This window comes from Serratia sp. CY47280 (assembly GCF_052168655.1).
In the GTDB taxonomy this organism is placed as follows: domain Bacteria; phylum Pseudomonadota; class Gammaproteobacteria; order Enterobacterales; family Enterobacteriaceae; genus Serratia; species Serratia bockelmannii.
Genome location: NZ_JBJNMG010000001.1, coordinates 631,978 through 655,777, shown reverse-complemented (window position 1 = coordinate 655,777; position 23,800 = coordinate 631,978). Strand labels below are relative to the sequence as shown.

Sequence of the window (23,800 nt, the reverse complement as noted above, 5' to 3'; positions counted from 1 at the left end):
GGTACGAGGTTGCGCGTTTATTGCTGCAGTACCTCGGCGAACTTCGCCAGCCACTGCGGATGCGCCGGCCAGGCCGGGGCGGTGATCAGATTGCCGTCGACGTGGGCCTGATCGATGCCGATCTCCGCATAATGGCCGCCGCCGAGCCGTACCTCCGGCGCGCAGGCCGGGTAGGCGCTGCAGGTGCGGCCTTTCAACACCCCGGCCGCCGCCAGCAGCTGCGGGCCGTGGCAAACGGCGGCGATCGGTTTTTTCGCGGCGTCAAACGCCTGCACCAGCGCGATCACCTCGGGGTTCAGGCGCAGGTATTCCGGCGCCCGACCGCCGGGGATCAAGAGCGCATCGTAGTGCTCTTCTTTGGCGGCGGCGAAGTCGGCGTTCAGGGTGAAACGGTGGCCGGGCTTCTCGCTGTAGGTCTGCGCGCCGTCAAAGTCGTGGATCGCGGTCTGGATGTAGTCGCCGACGGCTTTGCCGGGGCACACGGCGTCCACCCAATGGCCGATCATCTGCAATGCCTGAAACGGCACCATGGTTTCGTAATCTTCGGCGTAGTCGCCGACCAGCATCAGGATTTTTTTCTTGCTCATGATCACAACTCCTGCAGGAGGGGGAATGCCTAAGGTATAGCCCAGCGCCCCTGGGAATGCGAACCGCAAAGTGCTGTGGAATACACGATTAAAAAGCGTAAAAATTGAGTTGACTTTCTTGGCAAGAATAAAGGCCATAATTATCTTGGCGGTCTAATCAGTAATGAATTTGATTTTCGTTTGTTTCCTATGGTAGAAAAACGGCTCCCCACTAAAATGGAAGAGAAATCTGTTAGCACGCTTCATACGAATACTTCAGAGTTCTGTGATTATGACCATTGCGTAATAATGGAAAGCACTTGTTTAATTTTTTTATTATTTTGAAGGAACAAAAAAATGCCTATTTTAAATCGCTGTGCCACAGCCTGCGCACTGGCGCTGAGCCTGCTGGGGAGCTCGGTTGCAGCACACGCTGGGGAACAAGAGGAACTTACCCAAAAACTCGATGAGTCGGTAATGACGTATGCTTACTCTAAGAGTAGTAGCGATATGGACACCATTAATGAACTGATAAAAAATGGCGCTCACCCTACTATTCAAACGTTATGGTATGCCGCCTATTACAAACAGCCGGCGCTGCTCGATCGTTTTCTTGATATGTCGGTGAATGTGAATCAAGCCATCAGTGACAATGGAGAAACCGTATTGTTGTCAGCGTTGGGAAATACCGACAAGTCTGAATTATCCGATGATGACCTTCACATTTTACAGAGCTTGCTAAAAGCAGGTGCCAATACCAACGTCATTGCACAAGGGGGGACTAATACACCACTTATTGCCGCCACCCAAAGCCAAGGAGCCGCGCCCGCGCTGGTGAAACTGTTGCTGCAATTTGGTGCGGATGCCAAGCAGGTTACCCCGCAAGGATTCTCACCGATAATGGGGGAAGGGGCGGCTAATCTGGAGGTCATCAAACTGCTGGTAGCCGCCGGAACAGACCCTTATGGCGTCAGCAAGGTAGGATCAACGCCTTTACACTTTGTTTGCACGCGGGACTCTTCCCAGGACGGCCAGCCGGACCCGCAAGCGGCACAGCGTATCGCCTTGTTGCATAAACCCGGAACCTCTATCGATGCTCAACCGCCCCAGCAACAGGCCTGGCCTGTTGGCACACCACTGCTGGAAAGCCTGACCAGCAATAATCCTGACTGCGTCAAGGCGTTGTTGGCTGCGGGTGCCGATAAAGATGCGCTGGCTTTCCCGGCAGAGTATGTGGCAGCAGATCCAAGCGTAAAAGGTAAAACGGTTCGTCAGAATATACTCGGGTCGGCAGAAAAATATCCCGACCTGTATTCGCCAGAAATCGTGGCCTTGTTTCAAAAATAGGTGAAACGAAAAAGGGGGCTTTCGCCCCCTGAAACAATGGCCCGCTCGCAGGCCAAATAAGCCGGCATCAACCTGGGTAGATGCCGCGCTCTTTACGTGCGGTCAGGATGCGCTCACAAGCCACGATGTAAGCCGCGGTGCGCAGGCTGCACTCTTTCTCTGCGGCCTTGTTCCAGACGTGGACCATCGCGTCGGTCATGATCTTGTCCATACGCTCGTTGATCTCGGACTCGCTCCAGAAGTAGCTCGCCATGTCCTGAACCCACTCGAAGTAACTGACCGTTACGCCGCCGGCGTTACAGATAACGTCCGGAACCACGGTGATGTTACGGGAGCGCAGAATGTCGTCCGCTTCTGGGAAGGTTGGGCCGTTAGCCCCTTCCAGCACCAGCTTGGCGCTGAGGATTTCGGCGCGTTGACGGGTGATCTGGCCTTCCAGCGCCGCTGGGATCAGAATGTCCATGTCAACCGACCAGAACGCTTCGCTCTCGATCTCGCTGGCACCCGGGAAGCCGGCGATCTGCTTGTGCTTGGCCTGGTATTCGGTCAGCGCGACCAGATCGATACCGTTGGCGTTGAACAGGGTAGCGGAGTGGTCCTGGATGGTGACGACGCGCGCGCCGACGCCGACGAACAGACGGGCCGCTTCGCTGCCCACGTTACCGAAGCCTTGTACCGCCACTTTGGCGCCTTCGATCTGCACGCCCAGACGCTTGGCCACTTCGCTACCGGTGACGAACACGCCGCGGCCGGTCGCTTTCTCACGGCCCAGGGAACCGCCGAGGTGGATTGGCTTGCCTGTCACTACGCCGGTGATGGTGGTGCCGTGGTTCATGGAGTAGGTATCCATCATCCAGGCCATCACTTTGGCGTTGGTGCCGACGTCCGGCGCAGGGATGTCTTTCTGTGGCCCGATGATGAAGCCGATTTCGCTGGTGTAGCGGCGGGTCAGTCGCTCCAGTTCACCTTCAGACAGTTTGAACGGATCGACGCGGATGCCGCCCTTGGCGCCGCCGTACGGCAGGTTGACCGCGGCACACTTGATGGTCATCCAGGCGGACAGGGCCATCACTTCGTTCAGATCGACGTCAGGGTGGAAGCGGATACCGCCTTTACCCGGCCCGCGCGACAGGTTGTGCTGTACGCGGAAACCTTCGAAGTGACGGATGGTGCCATCGTCCATCTGCAGCGGGATATCAACAATCAAAGCGCGTTTAGGGTGACGCAGCGTATCAACCCAGCGTGAGAGGTCGCCGAGGTAAGGGGCGACGCGATCGATTTGTTGCAGATATGTAGCCCAAGCGGTGGTGCTGCTGTCTGAAGCGTAGGATAGCTTTTCCATAACCAACCTTTATATTTTAGAGGTATTTATTTCGTTTAACCGTGGATTAGCAAGCGCATAACACTTTGCGACGCTAAATTTACCACTAATTATGCCGGTTGTTAGCCCCCCTCTCATCGGGCCAGCGGACGGTTTTTCGCCGCCTGCAGGGCGGCAAATGAATAGTTAATTACTTTTTGTCGACGGTGAGCGAGCTCATGCATATTTTATGCATATAAAGCGCATAAAAACCCTTTTTATCTATTTTTCAGAAGCTTGAATGTGATCAAAAAGTTTCATTTTATTTAACTGCCATGTTGACAATGGCATTTCCCCTCGCCAGAGTTAAATTAATGTTAAAACGACTCCGGCGTCGTTTTTTTGTTGCACAAGGGAAAGCATAACTATTTGATATTGTAGTATTTACCCACCACGCTCAGGCTATGTTCGCCAAACGTGGGCGATACGACGGCTCACGAGAGCATTTTCTCGGTACCCATTATTATTACCTCCCTGTTACAACGGGGCGGGCAGCGTTCGGTCTCACTTTTTTGCCGGTTAGAACGCTCACGGGCGTTTCACTCCTGCTGCAGCCGCATATCGGTTGCTTAATCGCCTTAATGACGGACAGGTAACACCATGACAAAAAATCACTGCGATCGGCTGAACCCAGGTTCAGCCGAGGGGCCAAACTGTGCCCAAACCTTGCAGCGCGGGCTGAGCGCGCGCCACATTCAACTGATTTCGATCGGCGGCGCCATCGGCACCGGGCTGTTTATGGGCGCCGGGAAAACCCTCGCGCTGTCGGGCACCTCCATCGTACTGACTTACGCCATCGTCGGCTTTTTCATGTTCATGGTCATGAGGGCGATGGGGGAGCTGCTGCTCACGCGGCTCGATTACCGTTCGTTCGCCGATTTCGTCTCCGAATACCTGGGGCCGCGCGCCAGCTTTTTTCTCGGCTGGTCCTACTGGCTGAGCTGGGTCGTGACCTGCATTGCCGACGTGGTGGTGTGCGGCGGCTACGTGCAGTATTGGCTGCCTAACGTCTCGCCCTGGCTGCCGGCGCTGCTGACGCTGGGGTTTCTGTGTCTGTTCAATATGCTGTCGGTCAAGATGTTCGGCGAAGCCGAATTCTGGTTTGCGATGATCAAGGTGGTGGCGATCGTCGCGTTGATCGCCACCGGCGCCTGGATGGTGTTCAGCGGATGGACCTCGCCGGATGGCGTGACCGCTTCGCTGTATAACGTCACCGATCCCGCCATTTTCATGCCGCACGGCATCTTCGGCTTTTTCGCCGGGTTCCAGATCGCCATTTTCTCCTGTACCGGCATCGAGCTGCTGGGCACGATGTCGGCGGAGACCAAAAACCCGCAGAAGGTGTTGCCGAAGGCGATCAACGCGATCCCGGCGCGCATCATCGTCTTCTACGTGTGCTCGATGCTGACCATTATCGCCGTCACCTCGTGGAGCCACATCTCGCCGGACAGCAGCCCGTTCGTGATGCTGTTCGATCGGGCGGGGCTGCCGGCTGCCGCCGCGGTGATCAACTTCGTGGTGCTGACTTCGGCGATGTCCTCGGCCAACAGCGGGGTGTATTCCAGCACCCGCATGCTGTACAGCCTGTCGATGGAAAAGCACGCCCACGGTCAGTTCCGCATTCTGTCTCGCACCACGGCCATTCCGATCCGCAGCCTGCTGTTTTCCTGCTTCTGCATGGTGGCCGGCACCTTGCTGCTGATACTGGTGCCGAACGTCATGACGCTGTTCACCATCGTCTCTACCGTGGCGGCGATCCTGGTGGTCTACAGCTGGGGCATGATTTTGGTCGCCTACCTGGTGTATCGCCAGAAGCGACCGGATCTGCACGCCGATTCCAATTTCAAAATGCCAGGCGGGGTCGCGATGGCCTGGCTGACGCTGGCATTCTTCGCCTTTACGCTGGTGCTGATGGTGTTCGATAGCGATACGCTGATCGCGCTGTGCAGCATGCCGCTGTGGTTTACCACGCTCGGGCTGATCTGGCGCTATCGGGTCCGCGACAGCGTGGCGCGCGAGAGCTACGTGTTTTATCGGCGTGGCACCGAGGCGGAATAACCGGCAAAGGATACGCCGCTTGCTGCCGCTCCACTCGGCAAGCGGCGGCAACTGCGGTATGCTAAGCGGCTGAACAGCAAACCAAACCGGGCCATACGGAGACCCCCAGCGTGCCGAACTCTTCTTCTCAACTCGAACTTTTGCGCTCGGTCGCTGACGGCATCGCGGCGCTGTTTTTCCCGAATGCGGAAGTGGTGATCCACGATCTGGCCACCAACAAGATTGCCTATCTGGCGAACAACCTGTCGAAGCGCAAACCGGGCGACGACGCCGGGCTGGAAGACTTCGAGCTCGATGGCGGCGCCGGCGTGACCGGCCCCTATGAGAAGCTGAACTGGGACGGCAAAAAGATGCGTTCGGTGAGCATTGCCGCACGCGACGAACAGGGCAAGCCCAGCTATCTGCTGTGCATCAACCTGAGCACCGCGATGTTCGAGGACGCCCGCAACGCGCTGGACATGTTCCTGTCGGTCACGCGATTGCAACCTCAGCCACAAGAGCTGTTCAAAGACGACTGGCAGGAGAAGATCAACACTTTCCTGCACGATTGGCTGCGGCGCGAAAACGCCGCGCTCGGCGCGCTGAGCCGCGAACAAAAACGGCGACTGGTCAGCGATCTCTACCATCAGGGCGCGTTCAAGGCCAAAAGCGCCGCGGACTACATCGCCAATGTGCTGTCGATGGGGCGCGCCACGGTGTACAAGCACTTGCGGGAATTGAAGCAGGAGTAAAGGCGGCGGGAAAGGGCACGACGCCCCAGGGCGAATGCCGAGGTAGCGCAATAGCTGCGATGATCGTTTATGAACGGTCTGAGACGACGTCCTGAAGAAGCCAGTCGTGGAAAATTTTCACTTCATCACGCATGACATGTTGCTGCGGGGTGACCAGATAGTAGGACCATCTAAGTGGCCAGCGATGGTCGGGATGGAGATGAACCAACTGCTCGGTCTCGATAAGCTGCTTTACCAGAGCGTTTCGAACGATGGCCACGCCCCTGCCGCTCAGCGCCGACAGGATCACTGCTGAAGTAGAATTGATATGCAGCCCGCTTTCCCGCGTTTCGGGCGCACCGACCGCTCTCAGTACATCACCCCATGATGGAAAATCCGCACCAGGATGCGGCGTGTCATCGTGAATGAGTTTTTGCGTGGCGAGCCATTCACTGCAGGCCATTTTCTCGGGGGGAGCCAGGCGTGGACTGCAGACCAGCACGGCTTCCTCATCCATTAGCCAGGTTTTACTCACGCCGGGCCACTCTCCCTGTCCACAGCGAATGCCGATATCAGCCTCGCCATACGACACGTCCATCAGCTTTTCCGTGACGTTAAGCCGCAGATCGATATTCTCATGCGTTTCCGCAAACCGGTTCAGGCGGTCCATCAGCCAGTTCATCATCAGTACCTGGGACGCCGTCACCACGACCACCGAGCGTGACCGGCGACCACGAAGCTTACTTAAACCGATTTCCAGTTTATCGAGACCTTGAGTGATATCTTGTAGGGCCTCCTGCGCTTCGTCTACCAGCGTCAGTCGCTCCTTGCCGGAGCGGGTGCGGTGAAGAAGCGGGTGTCCGACCCAGTCTTCCAGCGAACGGACCAACTGACCTACGGCGGCGGGTGTGACACCCAGCTCCTGTGCCGCGCCGGTAAAACTGCCATGCCTGGCGGTGGCTTCAAAAGCGTGCAGCCATTTAAGTCGGTTTAACGATCGCATTGTGATCATCCTGATTCATTCTTTTCCTCAGTATACGCCGGCGAGAAAGATTTTCTTTCCTGTGTCGCAATTTCTTCTCAGTCGTCAATCGGTTTTCAGGGTGGCAATCTGGTTTCACACGATGAGAAGCCAGGCTTCTTATTAATGACAACCAGATGAATGTAAAGAGGTTAGCGATGAATACATCTTTTGCTGGCAAAAAACTGTTAGTGGTCGGCGGTACAAGCGGTATGGGCTTCGAAACGGCGAAGCGGGTCCTGAAAAGCGGCGGCAGCGTGGTGCTTGTTGGCCATCGTCAGGACAAAGCCGAGCAGGCCCGTCAGGCGCTGGCTGCAGACGGCCAGGTTTCCGTCATCGTTGCAGACCTTATGAAAGAAGAAGGTCTGCAGCATGTAGTGAACATCATTAACGCCGAACACAAAGATATCAGCCTGCTGGTCAATGCGGCTGGCGTGTTCTTCCCGAAACCGTTTACAGAACATGAAGCGTCAGACTATGACATGTACATGAGCATTAACCGCGCCACGTTTTTTATCACCCGCGACGTAGTGCGCAATATGGTCGAGGCCGATATCAAAGGCGCTATCGTCAATATTGGCTCTATGTGGGCACGACAGGCCATCGGTGCCACACCGTCTTCAGCCTACTCAATGGCCAAAGCCGGTCTGCACGCGCTGACCAAAAACCTGGCTATTGAACTGGGTGAAAAAGGGATCCGTGTGAATGCGGTTTCTCCAGCTGTCGTTCACACGCCGATTTATGAGGGCTTCATTCCGAAAGACGACGTGAAGGATGTGATGAACAGCTTCGACAGCTTTCATCCGATCGGACGCGTGGGTTCACCGGTCGACATCGCGGAAACCATCACTTTCCTGCTTTCTGACAAGACTGGCTGGGTGACCGGCGCTATCTGGGATATCGATGGCGGCGTGATGGCGGGGCGTAACGCCTGATGACCATGCCGCACGAGTTAACCCGCGTGCGGCATGGGGATTGGACAAAGGCGTGGGTTGCAAGGGGCAGCATCTTACGGCCCCTTGCTCATTTTCATTTATCGCCCGAAAACGTCATCAATACCTTCAGAAAAACGCTAACTGACAAACATTACGATGTTGGCCACCCCTTTTTGTTACCAGCGGTAGTTGACCGAAGCGATGATGCTGCGGCCGCTGCCGTAGAAGCAGGCGTACTCGCCGCTGCAGGATGAGACGTATTTCTTGTCCGTCAGGTTCTGCACGTTGAGCTGGAGCGCCGCACCGCGCAGCGCCGACGAAGCCTGGCCGAGGTCATATTTCACCATGGCATCGTACAGCGTGTAGTGCGGCACGTCGTACTGGCCGGTGGCGTCGGCCGGCGCATCGCCGATGTAACGCACGCCGCTGCCGACGGTCAGGCCGTTCAGCGCACCGCTCAGGACGCTGTAGCTGCCCCAGGCGGAGGCCGCGTGGCGCGGGATGCCCGCCGGGCTGTGGCCAATTTCATCCGCCGAGTTGGAGTCTTTGGTCACTACGTCGGTGTAGGTATAAGCGGCGGTCAGCGTGATCTCCGGCGTAGGCTGAGCGTGCACTTCCGCCTCAATCCCTTTGGATTTCACCTCACCGATCTGCTCGTAGGCGGAGGTGAGACGGTTATAAGACGCCACATTGCGCTGGGTAATGTCGAACCAGGAGAGGGTCAGTAGGGTGTTGCCGCCCGGGATCTGGTACTTCACGCCCACCTCGGTTTGCTTGCCGGTGGTCGGCTTGAGCGGATCGGCGCCCGCGGCACTTGGGTACAGGTTAGGATCGAACGAGGTACTGTAGCTGACATACGGTGAAATGCCGTTGTCGAAGGCGTAGAGCAGGCCCGCGCGGCCGGTGAACTGGGCATCGTTATAGGTCTGCTCTTTGCCGCCGCTGGTGCGATCGCGGGTGTTGACCTGCGACCAGTCCTGACGGCCGGACAGCAGCAGGTTCCAGTTATTCCACTCCAGCTGGTCCTGCAGATACACCCCGACCTGATTCAGCGTCTTCAAATCGCTGGAAGCCAGCGCCAACGTGCTGCCATCGATGCTGGGGCGAACCGGGTTGGCCCAGTCGATCGGGTAATCGTTACCGCGATCGCGATACATCTTCGAATCGATATGGCTGTAGCGGTAATCCAACCCGCCCAGCACCGTGTGCTTCACCTCGCCGGTGTCGAACAAACCCTTCAACTGGTTATCCACGCCAAACTCGTTGGTCATCTGCGTTTCATGCTGCGCCATGCGGGTGACGGTGTGGTCGTTGACCGTCGAGTTTACGTTATAAACCAGATATTTATAGTCTTCATCACGGTGGGTGAAGCGCAGGTTCTGGGTAAACGACAGCGCATCGCTGAAGTTATGCTCGAGGCTGTAGCCGATCGACGCCTGTTCGCGCCGCGACTTGTTGAAGCTGGGTTCGCTGACGTTGAAGTCGTAAGGCACGTAGCCCGCGCTGGTCGGGAACAGCGTGCCGGAACGCGGCAGGAAGTTACGCGATCCGGCTTTCGGATCGTTCTGGTAGCTGGTCAACAGCGTAAAGCTGGTATCTTCGTTCGGCAGCCAGGTGAAGGCCGGGGCGATGGCCACCCGTTGCTGCTTGCTGTCTTTGACAAACTCATGTTCGGTTCGGGCGATACCGTTCAGGCGGTAGAACAGGGTGTTGTCGTCGTTAAGTTTGCCGCCAAAATCAAACGCCGTTTCCGCCAGATGGCGGTTGCCGGTGCTGAATTTGACTTCGTGAATGCTCTGGGCGGTGGGGCGTTTACTGGTCATCACCACCACGCCGCCGGGGCTGACCTGGCCGTACAGCACGCCGGCCGGGCCGTGCACCATCTCCACGCGCTCCAGCAGCCAGGGATCGATCTGCCCGGCGCCGCCGTTTTGGCTCGAGAGGCCAAAGTGCAGGCCGTCGAGCAGCTTGGGCGCATAACGGAAGCCGCGGCTGATCACTTCGTCATTGCGGTTGGAGTTGCCGCGGTAGGTGGTGATCACCCCGCTGGTGTAGTTCAGCGCGTCGGCGACCGACGCCGGCTCCTGATCGTTCATCTGCTCGCGCGTGACCACCGAGATGGACTGCGGCGTCTTGCGCAGAGCGGTGGCGGTCTTGGTGCCGGCAGCGCTCTCTTTGGCGACGCTCCCTTTGACCGGCGCGGTCACGCTGTTTTGCGCGTCGGCGGTCACCAGAATCGTCTCGTCCGCTGCGGCGGACGCGTGTGGCGCCAAGGGCAGTAAGGCCAGCGCCGATCCCAGCAACAGACGCTTGGCGGACATCGCCTCCGCGTTCGCGTTTTCTATCCCTTTGTTTTTAGTCTTCATTATCTCTCCTGAATACCTGCTTTTGTGTGTCATGCCACCCTGATAAACCCCGAAATGCCGACAAGCGGTCTTGTCCCGTCGACGTGGAGACGTCGTGTTTGCACGACGGTAAAAATCCGACAAATAGTATTGAAAATGATAATGAGTATCAATACGATTGTCAGGTTTTGTAAAAGACACTCATGTTATGTAAGGGGCGCTATGGAGTTTTTGCCGGAAAAGAGGCCAGAAAACGGTCGTGAGGGATTGGCGGCGCAGTGGCTGCGTGAAGAGGCGGCAGGGCAATCCGCGTGGTGGCAGAAGGTTGCCGCTCAGGGCACGCCTGTCGTCGAACCGCACGATGACAGTCACGTCAAAATGACCTGGCTATGGCGCGATCCCGCCGGCGATGAACGGCACTCGCCGATATGCCGCGTTTACGCCGATATCAACGGCATTACCGATCACCACAGCACGTCCCCCAGCGGCCTGACCCGGCTCCCCGGCACCGACGTTTGGTACGGCTCGGCCGTAGTCGATCGCCGCTGGCGCGGTAGCTACAGCCTGATCCCCATTACCGACCGGGATCTTCCCCCCGCATTCAGCGACGACGAAACGTTGCGCGACCGCCAGCAGCGTGCCTGGTGGGTATCGCTGTCCCCGTTGGCGATTGCCGATCCGCTGAATCGTCTCTCGTTGGGACCGTCTCATCGCCCGCGGCCCGTATCCCTGGCGCAAGGGCCGGATGCCGACGATCAAAGCGCCTGGCAGGCCGTCGATCGGCCACTGGAGGAGGCGCGGCTGCAGCTTTTCCAGTGGCAGAGCGAACGGCTGGATAACCAGCGGCGAGTTTGGCTGTATGCCAGCGGCGACGCGGCGATGAAAGCGAATCGCCCGCTGGTGCTGCTGCTCGATGGCCAAAACTGGATCGAAAAGCACGCGCTGTTGCCGGTGATCGAGCACGAAACCGCACAAGGGCACCTGCCGGCCGCATGTTGGCTGCTGATCGATGCGATCGACGGCGAACACCGGGAAAACGAGCTGCCTTGCAACGCCGCGTTTTGGCAGGCGGTGATCGACGAACTGTTGCCGCAGGCGCAGCGGCGCGAACCGTTCAGCGAGGCAGGGGCGCGCACCGTCGTCGCCGGCCAGAGCTACGGCGGGCTGGCGGCGTTATATGCCGGTTTGCACTGGCCAGAGCGCTTCGGCCACGTGCTGAGCCAGTCCGGCTCCTTCTGGTGGCCTACGGTGCAATTCGTTACCCAGTTCGAAAAACGCCACGAGCTGGAAGAAGGCTGGCTGATACGCCAGGTTCGGCAACGCAGCCCGGCGGCGCCCAAGCTCACCGTGATTCAGCAAGCCGGCGATCGAGAGGCGGACATCGAATTCGTTAATCGCCAGATGCATCAGGCGCTGGCGGCGGCAGGGCACCGCGCCGAATACCGCGTGTTTTCCGGCGGACATGATGCGCTCTGCTGGCGTGGCGGCCTGGTGGACGGCGTGCGCCAGCTGCTTTCCGCAATGAAGTAATCCCACATTTTGACAGACAGGTAAGGCAAATGACTCAGGAACAACAGAACCCGTTCGATGACGAAAATCTCCGTTTCTCCGTGCTGATCAACGCGCAACAGCAGTACTCGCTGTGGCCGCAGTTTGCCGATACGCCGCAGGGGTGGCGCGTGCTGATGGGGCCGGCGTCGCGCGGCGAATGCATCGACTACATCGAAACGCACTGGCAGGACATGCGGCCGGCGGCGCTGAAAGCGGCGGATGCGGCGCGTTAAGCGCCAGGCAGCCACATCGATACATTCCGTTTGAGGGAAAGGACAGACACCATGTCAGAAACGCTTTCTTTACCGGATACTCAGGTCGAGTATCGGGATTATCCGCTGGTTGCGGCGCAACCGGGGATCTGGATCGCCGACCAAATCGCGCTGCGGCGCAACAGCTTCGCCGTGGCGCACTACACCGAATTGCACGGCGCTATCGATCGTTCGGCGCTGGAGCGCGCGATCTGTCAGGGGCTGGCCGAAGCGGATACGGTTCAGGCGCGGTTCTTTGAGGCGCAGGACGGCCAGCCGGTGCAGCGTCTCCCGTTGATAGCCGACCCTGCGCGCGTACAGGCGCCGGAGTGGTTCGATTTCAGCGCGCAGCCGGACGCCGAACAGGCGGCGCTGGCGCTGATGAACGACGATCTGGCGCAGGATTTGCCTGCGGACGGCGAACGGTCGCTTTATCGCCATGCGATAATCCGCGTCAGCGCCGATCGTTGGTTTTGGTACCAGCGCTTTCATCATCTGACCCTGGACGGCTTCAGTTTCGAAGCCATCACCCGCCGGATCGCCGATATCTATCGCGCGCTGCGCCACGGGCTGTCGCCGGTGGCCTCGCCGTTTACCCCGTTCGGCAAGGTAGTGGAAGAGTTTCAGCAATGGCAAACGTCGCCCGCACGTGAGCGGGCGGCCGAATTCTGGCGCCAGCATCTGCGCGAACTGCCGTCGCCGCTGTCATTATCGACGGAAAGCCGGGAGGTTGAACCGGGCGCCCGGCCGCTCAAACAGGTGCTGGTGCTGCCGGAGTCACTGTTTGACGAAGCGCTGCGCGACGACGCGTTGCAGGCGCTGCAACCGGCCGACATCGTCACGGCGGCGCTGGCGATGTATCTGGCGCGCATGAGCGGCGAAACCCGCTTCTCAGTCGGTTTTCCTTTCATGCGGCGGATGGGGTCGCAGGCGCTGGCGGCGGTCGGCCCGGTGGTCAACGTGCTGCCGCTGCTGCTGAACGTGACGCCGGAGCTGTCGCTGGCGGACGTCTGCCAGGCGACCGTAGCGCAGATCAAACAGGCGCGCCGCCATCAACGCTATGAGGCGGAGCAGATCAAGCGCGATCTCGGCCTGGTCGGTGGCCATCAGGAACTGTACGGGCCGGTGATCAACGTCAAGGTCTACCACAGCGCCTTGTCGTTCGACGGCCAAGCGGCCGTTACCCATACGCTGGCGATGGGGCCGGTCGATGACCTGGAGTTTGAGATCGGCTTTCGCAACGGCGTGCTGACGCTGTCTTTGGTGGCCAACCCGGCCAAATACTCGCCGCGCACCTTGCATCATCACGCGGAGCGCATCGGCCATTGGCTGCAGCAGTTGGCGCGACAGCCGCACCAGCCGAACGCTCAACTGGCGCTGATCGGCGAAGGGGAGCTAAGGCAACTCGCGGCCTGGGGGCGCGGCGCCGATCTGACGCCGCCGACGGGCATGGTGTCAATCTTGGATGCGTTCCAGCGCCAGGTTGAACGCCAGCCTGAGGCATTGGCGGTGGCCTGCGGCGACGAGCGCCTCAGCTACCGGCAGCTCTCCGAACGGGTGATGCAGTTGGGGCGAGTGCTAATCGAAAGCGGCATCGGCGCTGAAGACGTGGTTGCCATCGGCATTCCGCGCTCGGTGGACACGCTGGTCGCGCTGTTCGGCGTGTTGGCCAGCGGCGCGGCCTATATGCCGCTCGATCTGGATTACCCGCGTGAACGCCTGGCGCTGATGTGCGACGACGCGCGGCCGGTAATGTTGCTGACCCACCGCGCGACGCAGCTCAATATGCCGGATCTGCCGCAGGTATTGTGCCTGGACGACGCAGCGTGCCTGGCGCGCTGCGCGGCTGCCGAGGCCACGCCGATAACGGACGACGAACGGCGTGCGCCGCTGAACGAGGCGCATCTGGCCTATATGATTTACACCTCCGGTTCGACCGGCAAACCCAAGGGCGTGATGTCCACGCACCGCGGGCTGCTGAACCTGTTCCTGTCGCACCAGGCCTCTCTGTTTGGCCCGGCGATCGAAAAATTCCAGGCTCGCCACGCGCGCCGCTTGCGCGCCGGCCATACCGCCTCGTTTTCTTTCGACTCCTCCTGGGAACCGCTGTTCTGCATGATGATGGGCAGCGAACTGGTTATCTTCGACGAGGAGCTGCGCCGCGACCCCTGGGCGCTTCTGGAACAAACCCAACAGACGCCGATCGATCTGCTGGACATCACGCCGTCGTTCTTCTCACAACTGGTGGACTGCGGCCTGCTGAAGGGGCAGTTCCCGCTGCCGGCGTTCGTGATGATCGGCGGTGAGGCGGCAACGCCGACGCTGTGGAACCTGATGCAGCAGCATCCGGAGGTGGAGATCCACAACTATTACGGCCCGTCAGAATATACCGTCGATACCCTCGGCGCGCCGGTCACGGCCGCCGATCAGCCGGTGATCGGGCGTCCCCTCGCCAATACCGCCGTCTGGCTGCTCGACAGCCGGCTGCAGCCGGTGCCGATCGGCGCGGCGGGCGAGCTGTACATTTCCGGCAAAGGCATCGCGCGCGGTTACCTGCGGCGCCCGGATCTGACGGCGGCGCGCTTTGTCGCCAACCCGTTCGCCGAAGGCGAGGTGATGTACCGCAGCGGCGATCTGATGCGCTGGAGCGCGGAGGGTCAGCTGGTATTCATTGGCCGGACCGATCACCAAATCAAGGTGCGCGGCTTCCGCGTCGAGCTGGGTGAGGTGGAAAGCGCCTTGGCCGCCTTGCCGGACGTGGGGCGGGCGGTGGTGATCGCCGAGCCGATCGGCGCCACCTATCGTTTGATCGGTTACTGCTCGGTGCAGGATGACGCGCGTCGCGCTTCGCCAACGTTGCAAAGCGAGCTGCTGGGGCAATTGGCGCAGCGTCTGCCGGATTATATGGTGCCGGCGATCCTGGTGGTGATGCCGGAGCTGCCGCTTAACGTGAATGGCAAGATTGACCGCCAGGCGCTGCCAAAACCGCAGGAGACGCTGGCGCAAAGCATTCGCGAGCCGGCCACCGAGCAGGAAAGGCTGATTTGCGGCGCCATGGCGCAGCTGCTGGGGATGGATCGCGTCGGCGCCGACGACGATTTCTTCGCGCTCGGCGGCGACAGCATCTCGGCGATGGGGCTGGGTACCGCCCTGCGGCGCAAAGGGTATCTGTTGCGGCCGCGCGAGATCTTCGCGCTGCACACCCCCGCGCGCATGGCGCAGGCGATGCAGCCGCTGGCCGTAGACTCTCAGGCTGCACGCAGCGTACAGCAAGGCCCGATCGACGGGCTGCCGATCCTGCACTGGTTTGCCGAGACGGGCGATATGCATCGCCGCTTCGCGCACGGCGTTTTCCTGCGTGTACCTGCCGAGCTGCAGCCGCAACAGCTGCGTTATGCGTTGGAACAGCTGCACACGGCACACCCGGCGCTGGGCGCGCGGATCCGCGACGGTCAGTTGGTGGTTGAAACCGCCGCCGCCGGTGAGCTGATGCAGGTTAATACCGTGTCCGGTGAGCTGGAATCAGCGGCAGAACAGGCGTTTGATGCCGCGCTTGACCATCTCGATCCGGCGGCCGGCGCCATGATGCAAGCCATCCTGCTGCAGCGCGACGAGCAGAGCCTGGGGCTGGTGCTGGCGATCCACCATCTGGTGGTCGACGGCGTTTCCTGGCGCATCTTGCTCGACGAACTGCGGCAAGTGGCCGACAGCGCCATGCAGGGGCAGCCGATCATGCTGCCGCCGGAAGAAACCTCGCTCTATGAGTGGTCTGCACGCCTACGAGCCGACGTCGAACGCCGCGAAGCCGAGCTGCCGTTCTGGCGGCAGATGCTGGCGGACGACGTGCCGCGTTTGGGCCGGCGCGCGCTGGATCCGCAGACCGATCGCCTCGCCTCGGTGAGCGAACGGCGCACGCTGATCGACAGCCGGCTGACCGCCGCGTTGCTCGGCACCTTGCCGCAGAACTATCGCGCCCAGGTTGAAGAGATCATGCTGTGCGCGCTGGCTCAGGCCTGTCGCCAGCGTTTCCAGGCCGCTTCGCTGCGTTTCTCTCTGGAGTCGCACGGCCGCGCCGAACTGGACGACGGCCTCGATCTGGCCCGCACCGTCGGCTGGCTGACGGCGGAGTATCCGCTGCGCATCGAACTGCATGACGCTGAGCACAATGAGGCCGTGCGCGCGGTGAAACGGGCGACGCGTGCGGTAGCCGATCGCGGCATCGGTTACGGCCAGCTGCGTTATCTGCATCCGCGGCGTGACGAACTGGCGGCGCTGGCGCAGCGCAATGCGCCGGAGATTTTATTCAACTACCTCGGGCGCTTCAGCCAGGACGAGGGGAACTGGGCGCCGCAACGCAGCCAAACCCGCTTCCGCGACGCCTTCGCCGTGGCGCAGGATGCGCAGCAGGCGCTGTCGTATGGCCTGGAGGTGAATATCTTTGTCGAAGAGCGGCGCGACGGCGCCTGCCTGGCGATCAACTGGAGCTGGCTGGAGGGGATTTTCAGCGAGAGCGACATTACGCAGCTGCACAGCGACATCGAGCAAGCGGTGCGTGCACTGTGCGAATTTGCCGAACGGCATCCCGATCGCGCGGCGGCAACGTTGGTGGCGGCCGAGATCGCCCAGCCGGGCGCCGACGATGAGGCGGTGCGCGCCTGGGAGCGGGAGTGCGGGCCGTTAGCCGCGGCGCTGCCGCTGTTGCCGTTGCAACACGGCCTGCTGTTCCATGCACAGACGGCGCAGCAGGGCGGCAGCTATAACTCGCTGACGCGCCTGAGCCTCTGCGGAGAATTGGACGTACATCGCCTTCAGCAGGCGCTGGATGCGGTGATCCGCCGCCATCCGCAGCTGGCCGCCCGATTCAACAGCGAGGGCGAACCGCTGCAGCTGATACCGCAGGAAAGCCATTGGCCGCTGGACAGCCACAGGCTGCTGCCGCTGTCCGACGAGCAAGAAATGCAGGCGCTGAATGAGCTGGAGCAGAAAGAGCTGCAGCGCGATCTGTTCAACCAGCCGGGCGCAATGTTGCATGCGCTGTGGGTCAAACACGGCGATAGCGAACGCCACACGCTGTTCCTCAATGCCCATCACTTGATCGTCGACGGCTGGTCGACGCCGGTAGTGCTCAACGATCTGATGCTGGCCTTGCGTGAAGGCGAGCAGGCGCTGCCGACGCTGCGTTCGAACTACGCCGATATCGTGCGCCGCCTGACCGCGCGGGATGCTGAAGCTTCGCGCCGCATCTGGCGTGATACGCTGCAGGATGTGCGCCCAACGTTGCTGTTCGGTGAAGTGCAGGACGATCGCGTGCATGAGCTGGAAATGACGCTGCCGCCGGCCGAGGAAAGACGCTTGCTGACCCTGTGCCGCGAACGCGGGTTGACGCTCAATACCGTGATGCAGGGCATTTGGGCGCTGCAGCTGGCCAGCTATTGCGGCCATCAGGACGTGGTGTTCGGCTCGCCGGTTTCCGGCCGCTTTGGCCAGATAGAAGGGGTCGAGGAACACGTTGGCCTATTCAGCAACACGCTGCCGGTGCGGGTTCGTCTGCAGCATGACCGTTCGTTGACGGAACAGCTGACCGAACTGCAGCACCGGCAGATTGAACTGCTGGAGCACGACGATTTGGGGTTGGGGGAGATCCAGCACCTGGCCGGGGCGGGCACGCTGTTCGATACGCTGTTGGTGGTAGAGAACTACCCGGACAACGACGCTCTGCTGGGCGGCGAAGGGTCGCTGCGCTGCGACGCCATCCGCAACAAAGGCTATACCCACTATCCGCTGACGCTGTTGGTGCTGCCGGGCGAACGTCTGCGCCTGTTGATGGAGTACCGCGCCTCGGTGCCGCAGCCTGAGCGCTTCGCCGCGCGGCTGATGGCGCTGCTGCAACAGTGGATCGCCCAGCCGGATCTGCCGCTGCCGCGCTGGCAGTTGCAAACCCCGCAGGAACAGGCGCTGATCGCGGCGGTCAACCGCACTGGACAGGCGGTGGCGGACACCACCTTGCATCAGGCGATCGCCGATCAAGCGCGGCGCACGCCGGAACGCATCGCGCTGCAGGATGCCGGGCACAGCCTCAGCTACCGTGACATGCAGCGCCAGGCCGCGCTGTTGGCCGAGCGGCTGACGGCGGCCGGCATTCAGCCGGGCGATATTGTCGCGGTGGCGTTACCACGCTCCGTGCGCCTCAGCCTGGCGCTGACGGCGATTGTGCAGACCGGCGCCGCCTGGTTGCCGCTGGACACCGGCTACCCGGACGAGCGGTTGGCCTACATGGTGGAGGACGCCAAACCACGGTTGATTATCACCGAAAGTGCGTTGGACGCCCGCTTTGCCGCACTGGCGCCGACGCTGCGGTTCGATGTGCTGGACGACAGCGGGCGCGAACCAGCGCCGCGCCCACCGGCGGGGAACGGCGATTATCCCGCCTACGTGCTGTATACCTCCGGCTCTACCGGGCGACCGAAAGGCGTGGTGGTGAACCACCGGGCGATCGTCAACCGCCTGTTCTGGATGCAGCACGAGTATGCGCTCGATGCGCAGGACGTGGTCTTGCAGAAAACGCCGTGCAGCTTCGACGTTTCCGTCTGGGAGTTCTTCTGGCCGCTGATGGTCGGCGCGCGTCTGGTGATGGCGCCGCCGGAGGCGCACCGCGATCCGCAGGCGCTGACGACGTTGATTGACGACTATGGCGTGACCACGCTGCATTTCGTTCCATCCATGTTGGCTATCTGGGTGGAGGCCTTGAACGAGCGGGCGCCACAGCGCGCCGCCGCCAGCCTGAAACGCGTGTTCTGCAGCGGCGAAGCGCTGTCGTGTGAACTGGCCTCCCGCTATCAGGCGTTGGTTACCGCACCGCTGCACAACCTGTATGGCCCGACGGAGGCGGCGGTCGATGTCACCTATCAACCGGCGTCCGGCGCGGCATTGGCGGCGGTGAACGGCGCCGGCGTGCCGATCGGCAAACCGGTCTGGAACACCCAACTGAGCATTCTCGATGCCATGCTGCGGCCGGTACCCGTCGGCTGCGCCGGCGATCTCTACCTGCGCGGCATTCAGCTGGCCGACGGCTATCTGCATCGGCCGGGATTGACGGCGCAGCGGTTTGTCGCCGATCCCGCCGGCAACGGCGCGCGCATGTATCGCACCGGCGATATCGCCCGCTGGCTGGAAGACGGCAGCGTCGAGTATTTGGGGCGCAGCGACGATCAGCTGAAGATCCGTGGCCAGCGTATCGAGCTGGGCGAAATCGAGCAGGCGCTGCTGGCACAGCCGGGGGTAGCGCAAGCGGCGGTGCACGCCATCGAACTGGGCGAGGGCGCGACGGGGCTGGGCGGGGCCGATATGCGCCAGCTGGTTGCCTGGCTGATCGCCCAACCGGGCGTGACGCTGGATACCGGCGCGCTGCATCAGGCGCTGGAGCAACGTTTGCCGGCGCACATGATGCCGGTCAGCTATGTCATGACCGACAGCTTCCCGCTCAGTGCCAGCGGCAAACTGGATCGCAAGGCATTGCCACGGCCGCAGCTGAGCCACCAGAGCGGCCGCACGCCGGAGAGCGACAGCGAGCGCCTGCTGGCAGCGCTGTTCGGGGAACTGCTGGGGCGTGAGACGGTGTATGCCGACGACGACTTCTTCGCGCTGGGCGGCCATTCGCTGCTGGCGATGCGTCTGGCGGCGGAGCTGCGTCGGCGCGTCCCTCGGCCACTGAGCGTCGGGCAGATCATGTTTGCCCGTAGCCTAGAGAAGATGGCGCACCTGCTCGATGACGCGCAGGCCGCCAACTCGGCCGAGAGCCGTGGCGTCGGCGAGTGCCTGCAGCTGCGGGCGGGTCAAGGCCCCGCGCTGTTCTGCCTGCATCCGGCTTCCGGTTTCGCCTGGCAGTACTCAGGGCTGAGCCGTTATCTGCCGGGGAACTACCCGATCATCGGCCTACAGTCGCCAAGGCCGGATGGCGCTATCGCCACCTGCGAGGACATTGAGCAGATGGTCGATCGTCATCTGGCCAATCTGCGCCGCCTGCAGCCGCAGGGACCTTATTACCTGCTGGGCTATTCGCTCGGCGGCACGCTGGCACACTCGATGGCCGCGTGCCTGCAGCAGCAGGGTGAAGAGGTGGCGTTCCTCGGCATGCTGGATACCTATCCGCCGGAAGGCCAGGATTGGACCGGCCCCAGCGAGGAGGACGCGCAGAAAGAGGTGGCGCAGGAGCAGGCCGAGTTTATGGCGGAAGATCATGGCGATCCGGCGCTGATGGCGGAGAAGGCGGCGATGTTCGACAGCATCGTCGCCAACTACCGCGATGCGGTGCGCATTCTGTCTCAGGCGCGCAGCCGGCGCTTCCACGGCACGGCAACGCTGTTTGTCGCCGACCAGACGCTACCGCCGGAGATGGATATCGACGCCGTGTGGGCGCCGTATCTGGATGGATTGATCTGCCATCATCAGCGCTGCGAACACGCGGACATTCTGTCGCCGGCCTCGCTGGAGACGCTTGGGCCGCTGTTGCATTCGCTGCTGACGCGGCAATACGGGTTGGTATAACGCAACCGGGCCGGGGGGCGTGCGTCCCGGCCCGCACTAAAACATGACATGCAGGACACTATGGCCAGACCTTCTTTTTTTCTTGATTTCAGTTTGCTGAGAAGCAATGCGCATTTTCGCGCGATTTTCTGCGCCCGCATGCTGTCGGTGTTTTCCCTCGGCATGTTGGCGGTGGGGGTGCCGATTCAGATCCAGGCGATGACCGGATCCACGTTGCAGGTGGGCGTGGCGGTGGCGCTGGACGGCGTAGGTATGTTTATCGGCCTGATGCTGGGCGGGGTGCTTGCCGATCGCTACGATCGCCGCAAGCTTATCCTGTTTGCGCGCGGCACCTGCGGGCTGGGTTTTGTCGCCCTGAGCCTGAACGCCTTCGCACCGGCACCGTCGTTGTGGGCGCTCTACCTGCTGGCGGCCTGGGACGGCTTCTTCGGCGCGCTGGGTATGACGGCGCTGATGGCCGTGATCCCGCTGCTGGTCGGGCGCGAAAACCTGGCGGCGGCGGGGGCCTTGAGCATGGTGACGGTGCGCATCGGCGCGATCCTCGCACCGGCGCTGGGCGGGATTATCATCGTGTTCGGGGGTGTCGGTCTCGCCTTCGCCGTCGCGGCGGCAGGGACGCTGGGCACCCTGGTCCCGCTGGTGCGCTTGCCGACGCTGCTGCCGCAGCAGCAGGAGCCGGAACACCCGCTGCGTGCGCTCGCCAGCGGCTTCCAGTTTGTCTGGCGCAATAAGGTGGTCGGCTCGGTGGTGCTGCTGGGGATGCTGATGAGCATCGTCGGCGCCGTCAGGGTGCTGTTCCCGGCGCTGGCGCAGGACGCTTACCACGTTGGCGCGTCCTCTATCGGCCTGATGTACTCCGCGGTGCCGCTCGGTGCGATGCTGGGCGCGCTGACCAGCGGCTGGGTGGGGCGATACGCTCGCCCTGGCGTGCTGATCCTGGTCGCCGCTATCGTCGCGTTCACCGCCATCGCGTCACTGGGGCTGTTCAGCCACCTGGCGCCGGCGCTGCTGGCGCTGGTGTGCTACGGCTACGCCAACGCTATCGCCTCACTTCTGCAGTTCATGCTGATCCAGAGCAACACGCCGGATCATTTGCTTGGGCGGGTGAACAGCCTGGGCACCGCGCAGGACGTGACCGGCGACTCGATCGGTGCGCTGGGGCTCGGCGTACTGGGCAGGGTGTTCACCCCGTTGATGAGCGTGCTGTCGTTTGGTGCATTCGCCGCCGTGCTCGGCGTGCTGGTGGCTTTCAGCGTACGTACGCTGCGCCAGTGCCGGCCGGCGGACGCGTTGGTTGAGCACGACGATCCCGCTCCGGCAACCTCAGCGGCGGCGGACAACTAACCCCTCACGGCGCCGGCTGTTCCGGCCGGTGCCGCTCTCCCCAGTCGCACATCATGTCGATCACCGGGATCAGCGAACGCCCGCGCTCGGACAGGCTGTACTCCACCTTGGGCGGGATCTGCGGATACTCCTTTCTCACCACTAGCCGATCTTTTTCCAGCTCTTTCAGCGTCGAACTGAGCGTTTTATACGAAATGGTGCCGATGCAGCGCTGCAGTTCGTTGAACCGCAATACCGGCTTATACAGCGCCAGCCAGTAGAGAATTATCATTTTATATTTGCCGTTGATCACCGACAGGGTGTAGCCATAGCCGGTGTCTTCGAGACTGATGCCCGTTGGGCTGCAGTGAGATTCGGCGGTCATTTTATACTTTCTCCAAGGTAAGTATGTATCGTGAGTGTGCGTATTTTACATTCTGTCAGCATACCCTAAGATGCGCCGAAACACCTGACTGGAGAAATCAGTATGAAAACCTTGGTGATCGTGGCCCATCCCGATATGGCGAACTCGGTGGTTAACAAACGTTGGCTGGAGGAACTGCGTCGCTATCCGGAGCGGTATACCGTGCACGAATTGCATCAGGCCTATCCGGACTGGCAGATCGACGTCGCCAAAGAACAGCAGTTGATTGAAGCGCATGACAACATCGTGCTGCAGTTCCCGATTTACTGGTTCAGCAGCCCGCCGCTGCTGAAAAAATGGCTGGACGACGTGCTCACCTACGGCTGGGCCTACGGTTCCCGCAGCGGCTATAAGATGCAGAACAAGAAACTGGCGCTGGCGGTCACGGCGGGCGTGCGCGCAGAAGATTACGCGCGTGAAGGGCGTTATCGCTACTCGCTGGAGGAGATCTTCCGGCCGTTTGAAGTGACCGCCGATTACGTGCGGGCTGATTATGCCTCGTTCTTTGCCTTTTACGGCAAGGAAGCCGCTTCGGACGGGACGGTGGAACCGCTGCAATCCCACGAATTGGATAGCAGCGCGCAAGGCTATCAGGCATTTCTCGCCGCCCTGAGTTAACGACACTCCCCGGATGCGTCTGATAGTGCTGTTGCGAATGTCCGGGGAGGAATATGATTGCCGTATCCTTTGACTCGCCGGTGATAACCCCATGCCTTCAGCCGAAACGTTTATTGCTTTTCTTGTTGCACTCACCCTTCTGGAACTCTCTCCCGGACCGGACATGATGCTCACGCTGGCCCGGGGTATCGGCCAAGGCCGTCGCATCGCGCTGCTCAATGTTTTCGGCATGGTTTTTGTCGCCGGTATGGTGCAGGTTTCCATGCTGGTGCTCGGCCTCGCCACGCTGCTGCATAGTTATCCGCTGGCGTTGGACGTATTGCGTTGGGTTGGGGCCGCCTATCTGGTCTGGCTGGGGATAAAAATGCTGAAGGTAAGCCGGCAGCGTTCCGATGCCGTGCTGAAACCCCGGATGATGACCGGGTGGCAGGCGGTGAAAGAAGGGGCAATTAACAGCCTGACCAACCCTAAGTCGCTGCTGTTCATGTTTGCTTTCCTCCCGCAGTTTGTTAACCCTGAAACCGGGCCGGTTTGGTTGCAATTGCTCGTTTTAGGTTCCATTCAGAAGCTGGCCGGGATCCTTTCGCTGGGCTCTGTCGCTATGGCCTCCGGCACCGTGGGGCAATGGCTCGCCCGCAATCCTCGGTTGTTGGTGTGGCAGCAGAGATTTACGGGCTTGGTCATGATGGGATTGGGCGCCAAACTCCTCCTCGGGGGCGGCGCTGCGTCAGCGCCGCGATAAGAGGA

Annotated in this window: 15 protein-coding genes; 10 read left to right on the top strand and 5 right to left on the bottom strand. The window is 61.1% G+C overall.

The genetic code is table 11. The annotated features are described in order from the left end of the window. Positions 1-17 precede the first annotated feature (17 nt). Positions 18-587 carry a DJ-1/PfpI family protein gene (locus ACJ8J4_RS03175; protein WP_142590370.1) on the bottom strand — a complete coding sequence of 190 codons (570 nt, stop codon included), beginning with the start codon at positions 585-587 and terminating at the stop codon, positions 18-20. Positions 588-923: 336 nt separating this feature from the next. Between ACJ8J4_RS03175 and ACJ8J4_RS03170 the strand changes: the two genes are divergently transcribed. Beyond that, positions 924-1,913 (top strand): ankyrin repeat domain-containing protein, encoded by a 990-nt coding sequence (locus tag ACJ8J4_RS03170; protein WP_264383951.1) that lies wholly within the window; start codon positions 924-926, stop codon positions 1,911-1,913. 67 nt (positions 1,914-1,980) lie between these two features. On the opposite strand, the gene ACJ8J4_RS03165 is transcribed toward ACJ8J4_RS03170, so the two are convergent. Then, on the bottom strand, positions 1,981-3,255 hold the full coding sequence (locus tag ACJ8J4_RS03165) for a Glu/Leu/Phe/Val family dehydrogenase (RefSeq protein ID WP_043143546.1): 1,275 nt from the start codon (positions 3,253-3,255) through the stop codon (positions 1,981-1,983). Positions 3,256-3,873: 618 nt separating this feature from the next. Here ACJ8J4_RS03165 and ACJ8J4_RS03160 point away from each other — a divergent pair. Beyond that, on the top strand, positions 3,874-5,331 hold the full coding sequence (locus ACJ8J4_RS03160; RefSeq protein WP_049204055.1) for an amino acid permease: 1,458 nt from the start codon (positions 3,874-3,876) through the stop codon (positions 5,329-5,331). A gap of 110 nt (positions 5,332-5,441) precedes the next feature. Continuing rightward, entirely contained in the window at positions 5,442-6,062 is a 621-nt protein-coding gene (locus ACJ8J4_RS03155; protein WP_016927684.1) for a helix-turn-helix transcriptional regulator, read from the top strand. 67 nt (positions 6,063-6,129) lie between these two features. On the opposite strand, the gene ACJ8J4_RS03150 is transcribed toward ACJ8J4_RS03155, so the two are convergent. Beyond that, entirely contained in the window at positions 6,130-7,044 is a 915-nt protein-coding gene (locus ACJ8J4_RS03150; RefSeq protein ID WP_049204061.1) for a LysR substrate-binding domain-containing protein, read from the bottom strand. Between the two features lie 176 nt (positions 7,045-7,220). On the opposite strand from ACJ8J4_RS03150, the gene ACJ8J4_RS03145 reads away from it, so the two are divergent. Next, positions 7,221-7,997, top strand: coding sequence for an SDR family NAD(P)-dependent oxidoreductase (locus tag ACJ8J4_RS03145; protein ID WP_049204054.1), 777 nt, complete (start codon positions 7,221-7,223; stop codon positions 7,995-7,997). 176 nt (positions 7,998-8,173) lie between these two features. Here the strand turns inward: ACJ8J4_RS03145 and ACJ8J4_RS03140 are convergent, their stop codons facing one another. Further along, a complete protein-coding gene (locus tag ACJ8J4_RS03140) occupies positions 8,174-10,363 on the bottom strand; it encodes a TonB-dependent siderophore receptor (protein ID WP_141998094.1) in 2,190 nt (729 codons plus the stop codon). A 201-nt stretch (positions 10,364-10,564) separates the two neighbouring features. On the opposite strand from ACJ8J4_RS03140, the gene fes reads away from it, so the two are divergent. The 4 genes from fes to entS are packed head-to-tail and all read left to right on the top strand — an operon-like array spanning position 10,565 to position 22,032. Continuing rightward, positions 10,565-11,872: an enterochelin esterase gene (fes, locus tag ACJ8J4_RS03135; protein ID WP_264383950.1), complete on the top strand. Its 1,308-nt coding sequence runs from the start codon at positions 10,565-10,567 to the stop codon at positions 11,870-11,872. Positions 11,873-11,901: 29 nt separating this feature from the next. Further along, positions 11,902-12,126, top strand: a complete 225-nt coding sequence (locus tag ACJ8J4_RS03130; protein ID WP_049295632.1) for an MbtH family protein — start codon at positions 11,902-11,904, stop codon at positions 12,124-12,126. A gap of 51 nt (positions 12,127-12,177) precedes the next feature. Beyond that, complete coding sequence (locus ACJ8J4_RS03125; protein WP_442515983.1) at positions 12,178-20,688, top strand: amino acid adenylation domain-containing protein; 8,511 nt, start codon at positions 12,178-12,180, stop codon at positions 20,686-20,688. 60 nt (positions 20,689-20,748) lie between these two features. After that, entirely contained in the window at positions 20,749-22,032 is a 1,284-nt protein-coding gene (entS, locus tag ACJ8J4_RS03120) for an enterobactin transporter EntS (RefSeq protein WP_043137289.1), read from the top strand. A gap of 4 nt (positions 22,033-22,036) precedes the next feature. Here the strand turns inward: entS and ACJ8J4_RS03115 are convergent, their stop codons facing one another. Beyond that, entirely contained in the window at positions 22,037-22,396 is a 360-nt protein-coding gene (locus ACJ8J4_RS03115) for a winged helix-turn-helix transcriptional regulator (protein ID WP_033643111.1), read from the bottom strand. 102 nt (positions 22,397-22,498) lie between these two features. On the opposite strand from ACJ8J4_RS03115, the gene ACJ8J4_RS03110 reads away from it, so the two are divergent. Next, positions 22,499-23,053: an NAD(P)H-dependent oxidoreductase gene (locus ACJ8J4_RS03110; RefSeq protein WP_043137298.1), complete on the top strand. Its 555-nt coding sequence runs from the start codon at positions 22,499-22,501 to the stop codon at positions 23,051-23,053. 91 nt (positions 23,054-23,144) lie between these two features. Beyond that, positions 23,145-23,795 carry a LysE family translocator gene (locus ACJ8J4_RS03105; RefSeq protein WP_072008229.1) on the top strand — a complete coding sequence of 217 codons (651 nt, stop codon included), beginning with the start codon at positions 23,145-23,147 and terminating at the stop codon, positions 23,793-23,795. The last annotated feature ends 5 nt before the right edge of the window (positions 23,796-23,800 follow it).

Excerpts from the sequence above, each read along its gene's own strand:
- fes (WP_264383950.1), top strand. The coding sequence starts at position 10,565 with ATGGAGTTTTTGCCGGAAAAGAGGCCAGAAAACGGTCGTGAGGGATTG.
- ACJ8J4_RS03150 (WP_049204061.1), bottom strand. The coding sequence starts at position 7,044 with ATGCGATCGTTAAACCGACTTAAATGGCTGCACGCTTTTGAAGCCACC.
- ACJ8J4_RS03115 (WP_033643111.1), bottom strand. The coding sequence starts at position 22,396 with ATGACCGCCGAATCTCACTGCAGCCCAACGGGCATCAGTCTCGAAGAC.
- ACJ8J4_RS03140 (WP_141998094.1), bottom strand. The coding sequence starts at position 10,363 with ATGAAGACTAAAAACAAAGGGATAGAAAACGCGAACGCGGAGGCGATG.
- ACJ8J4_RS03130 (WP_049295632.1), top strand. The coding sequence starts at position 11,902 with ATGACTCAGGAACAACAGAACCCGTTCGATGACGAAAATCTCCGTTTC.
- ACJ8J4_RS03125 (WP_442515983.1), top strand. The coding sequence starts at position 12,178 with ATGTCAGAAACGCTTTCTTTACCGGATACTCAGGTCGAGTATCGGGAT.
- ACJ8J4_RS03170 (WP_264383951.1), top strand. The coding sequence starts at position 924 with ATGCCTATTTTAAATCGCTGTGCCACAGCCTGCGCACTGGCGCTGAGC.
- ACJ8J4_RS03110 (WP_043137298.1), top strand. The coding sequence starts at position 22,499 with ATGAAAACCTTGGTGATCGTGGCCCATCCCGATATGGCGAACTCGGTG.
- entS (WP_043137289.1), top strand. The coding sequence starts at position 20,749 with ATGGCCAGACCTTCTTTTTTTCTTGATTTCAGTTTGCTGAGAAGCAAT.
- ACJ8J4_RS03165 (WP_043143546.1), bottom strand. The coding sequence starts at position 3,255 with ATGGAAAAGCTATCCTACGCTTCAGACAGCAGCACCACCGCTTGGGCT.
- ACJ8J4_RS03160 (WP_049204055.1), top strand. The coding sequence starts at position 3,874 with ATGACAAAAAATCACTGCGATCGGCTGAACCCAGGTTCAGCCGAGGGG.
- ACJ8J4_RS03175 (WP_142590370.1), bottom strand. The coding sequence starts at position 587 with ATGAGCAAGAAAAAAATCCTGATGCTGGTCGGCGACTACGCCGAAGAT.
- ACJ8J4_RS03145 (WP_049204054.1), top strand. The coding sequence starts at position 7,221 with ATGAATACATCTTTTGCTGGCAAAAAACTGTTAGTGGTCGGCGGTACA.
- ACJ8J4_RS03105 (WP_072008229.1), top strand. The coding sequence starts at position 23,145 with ATGCCTTCAGCCGAAACGTTTATTGCTTTTCTTGTTGCACTCACCCTT.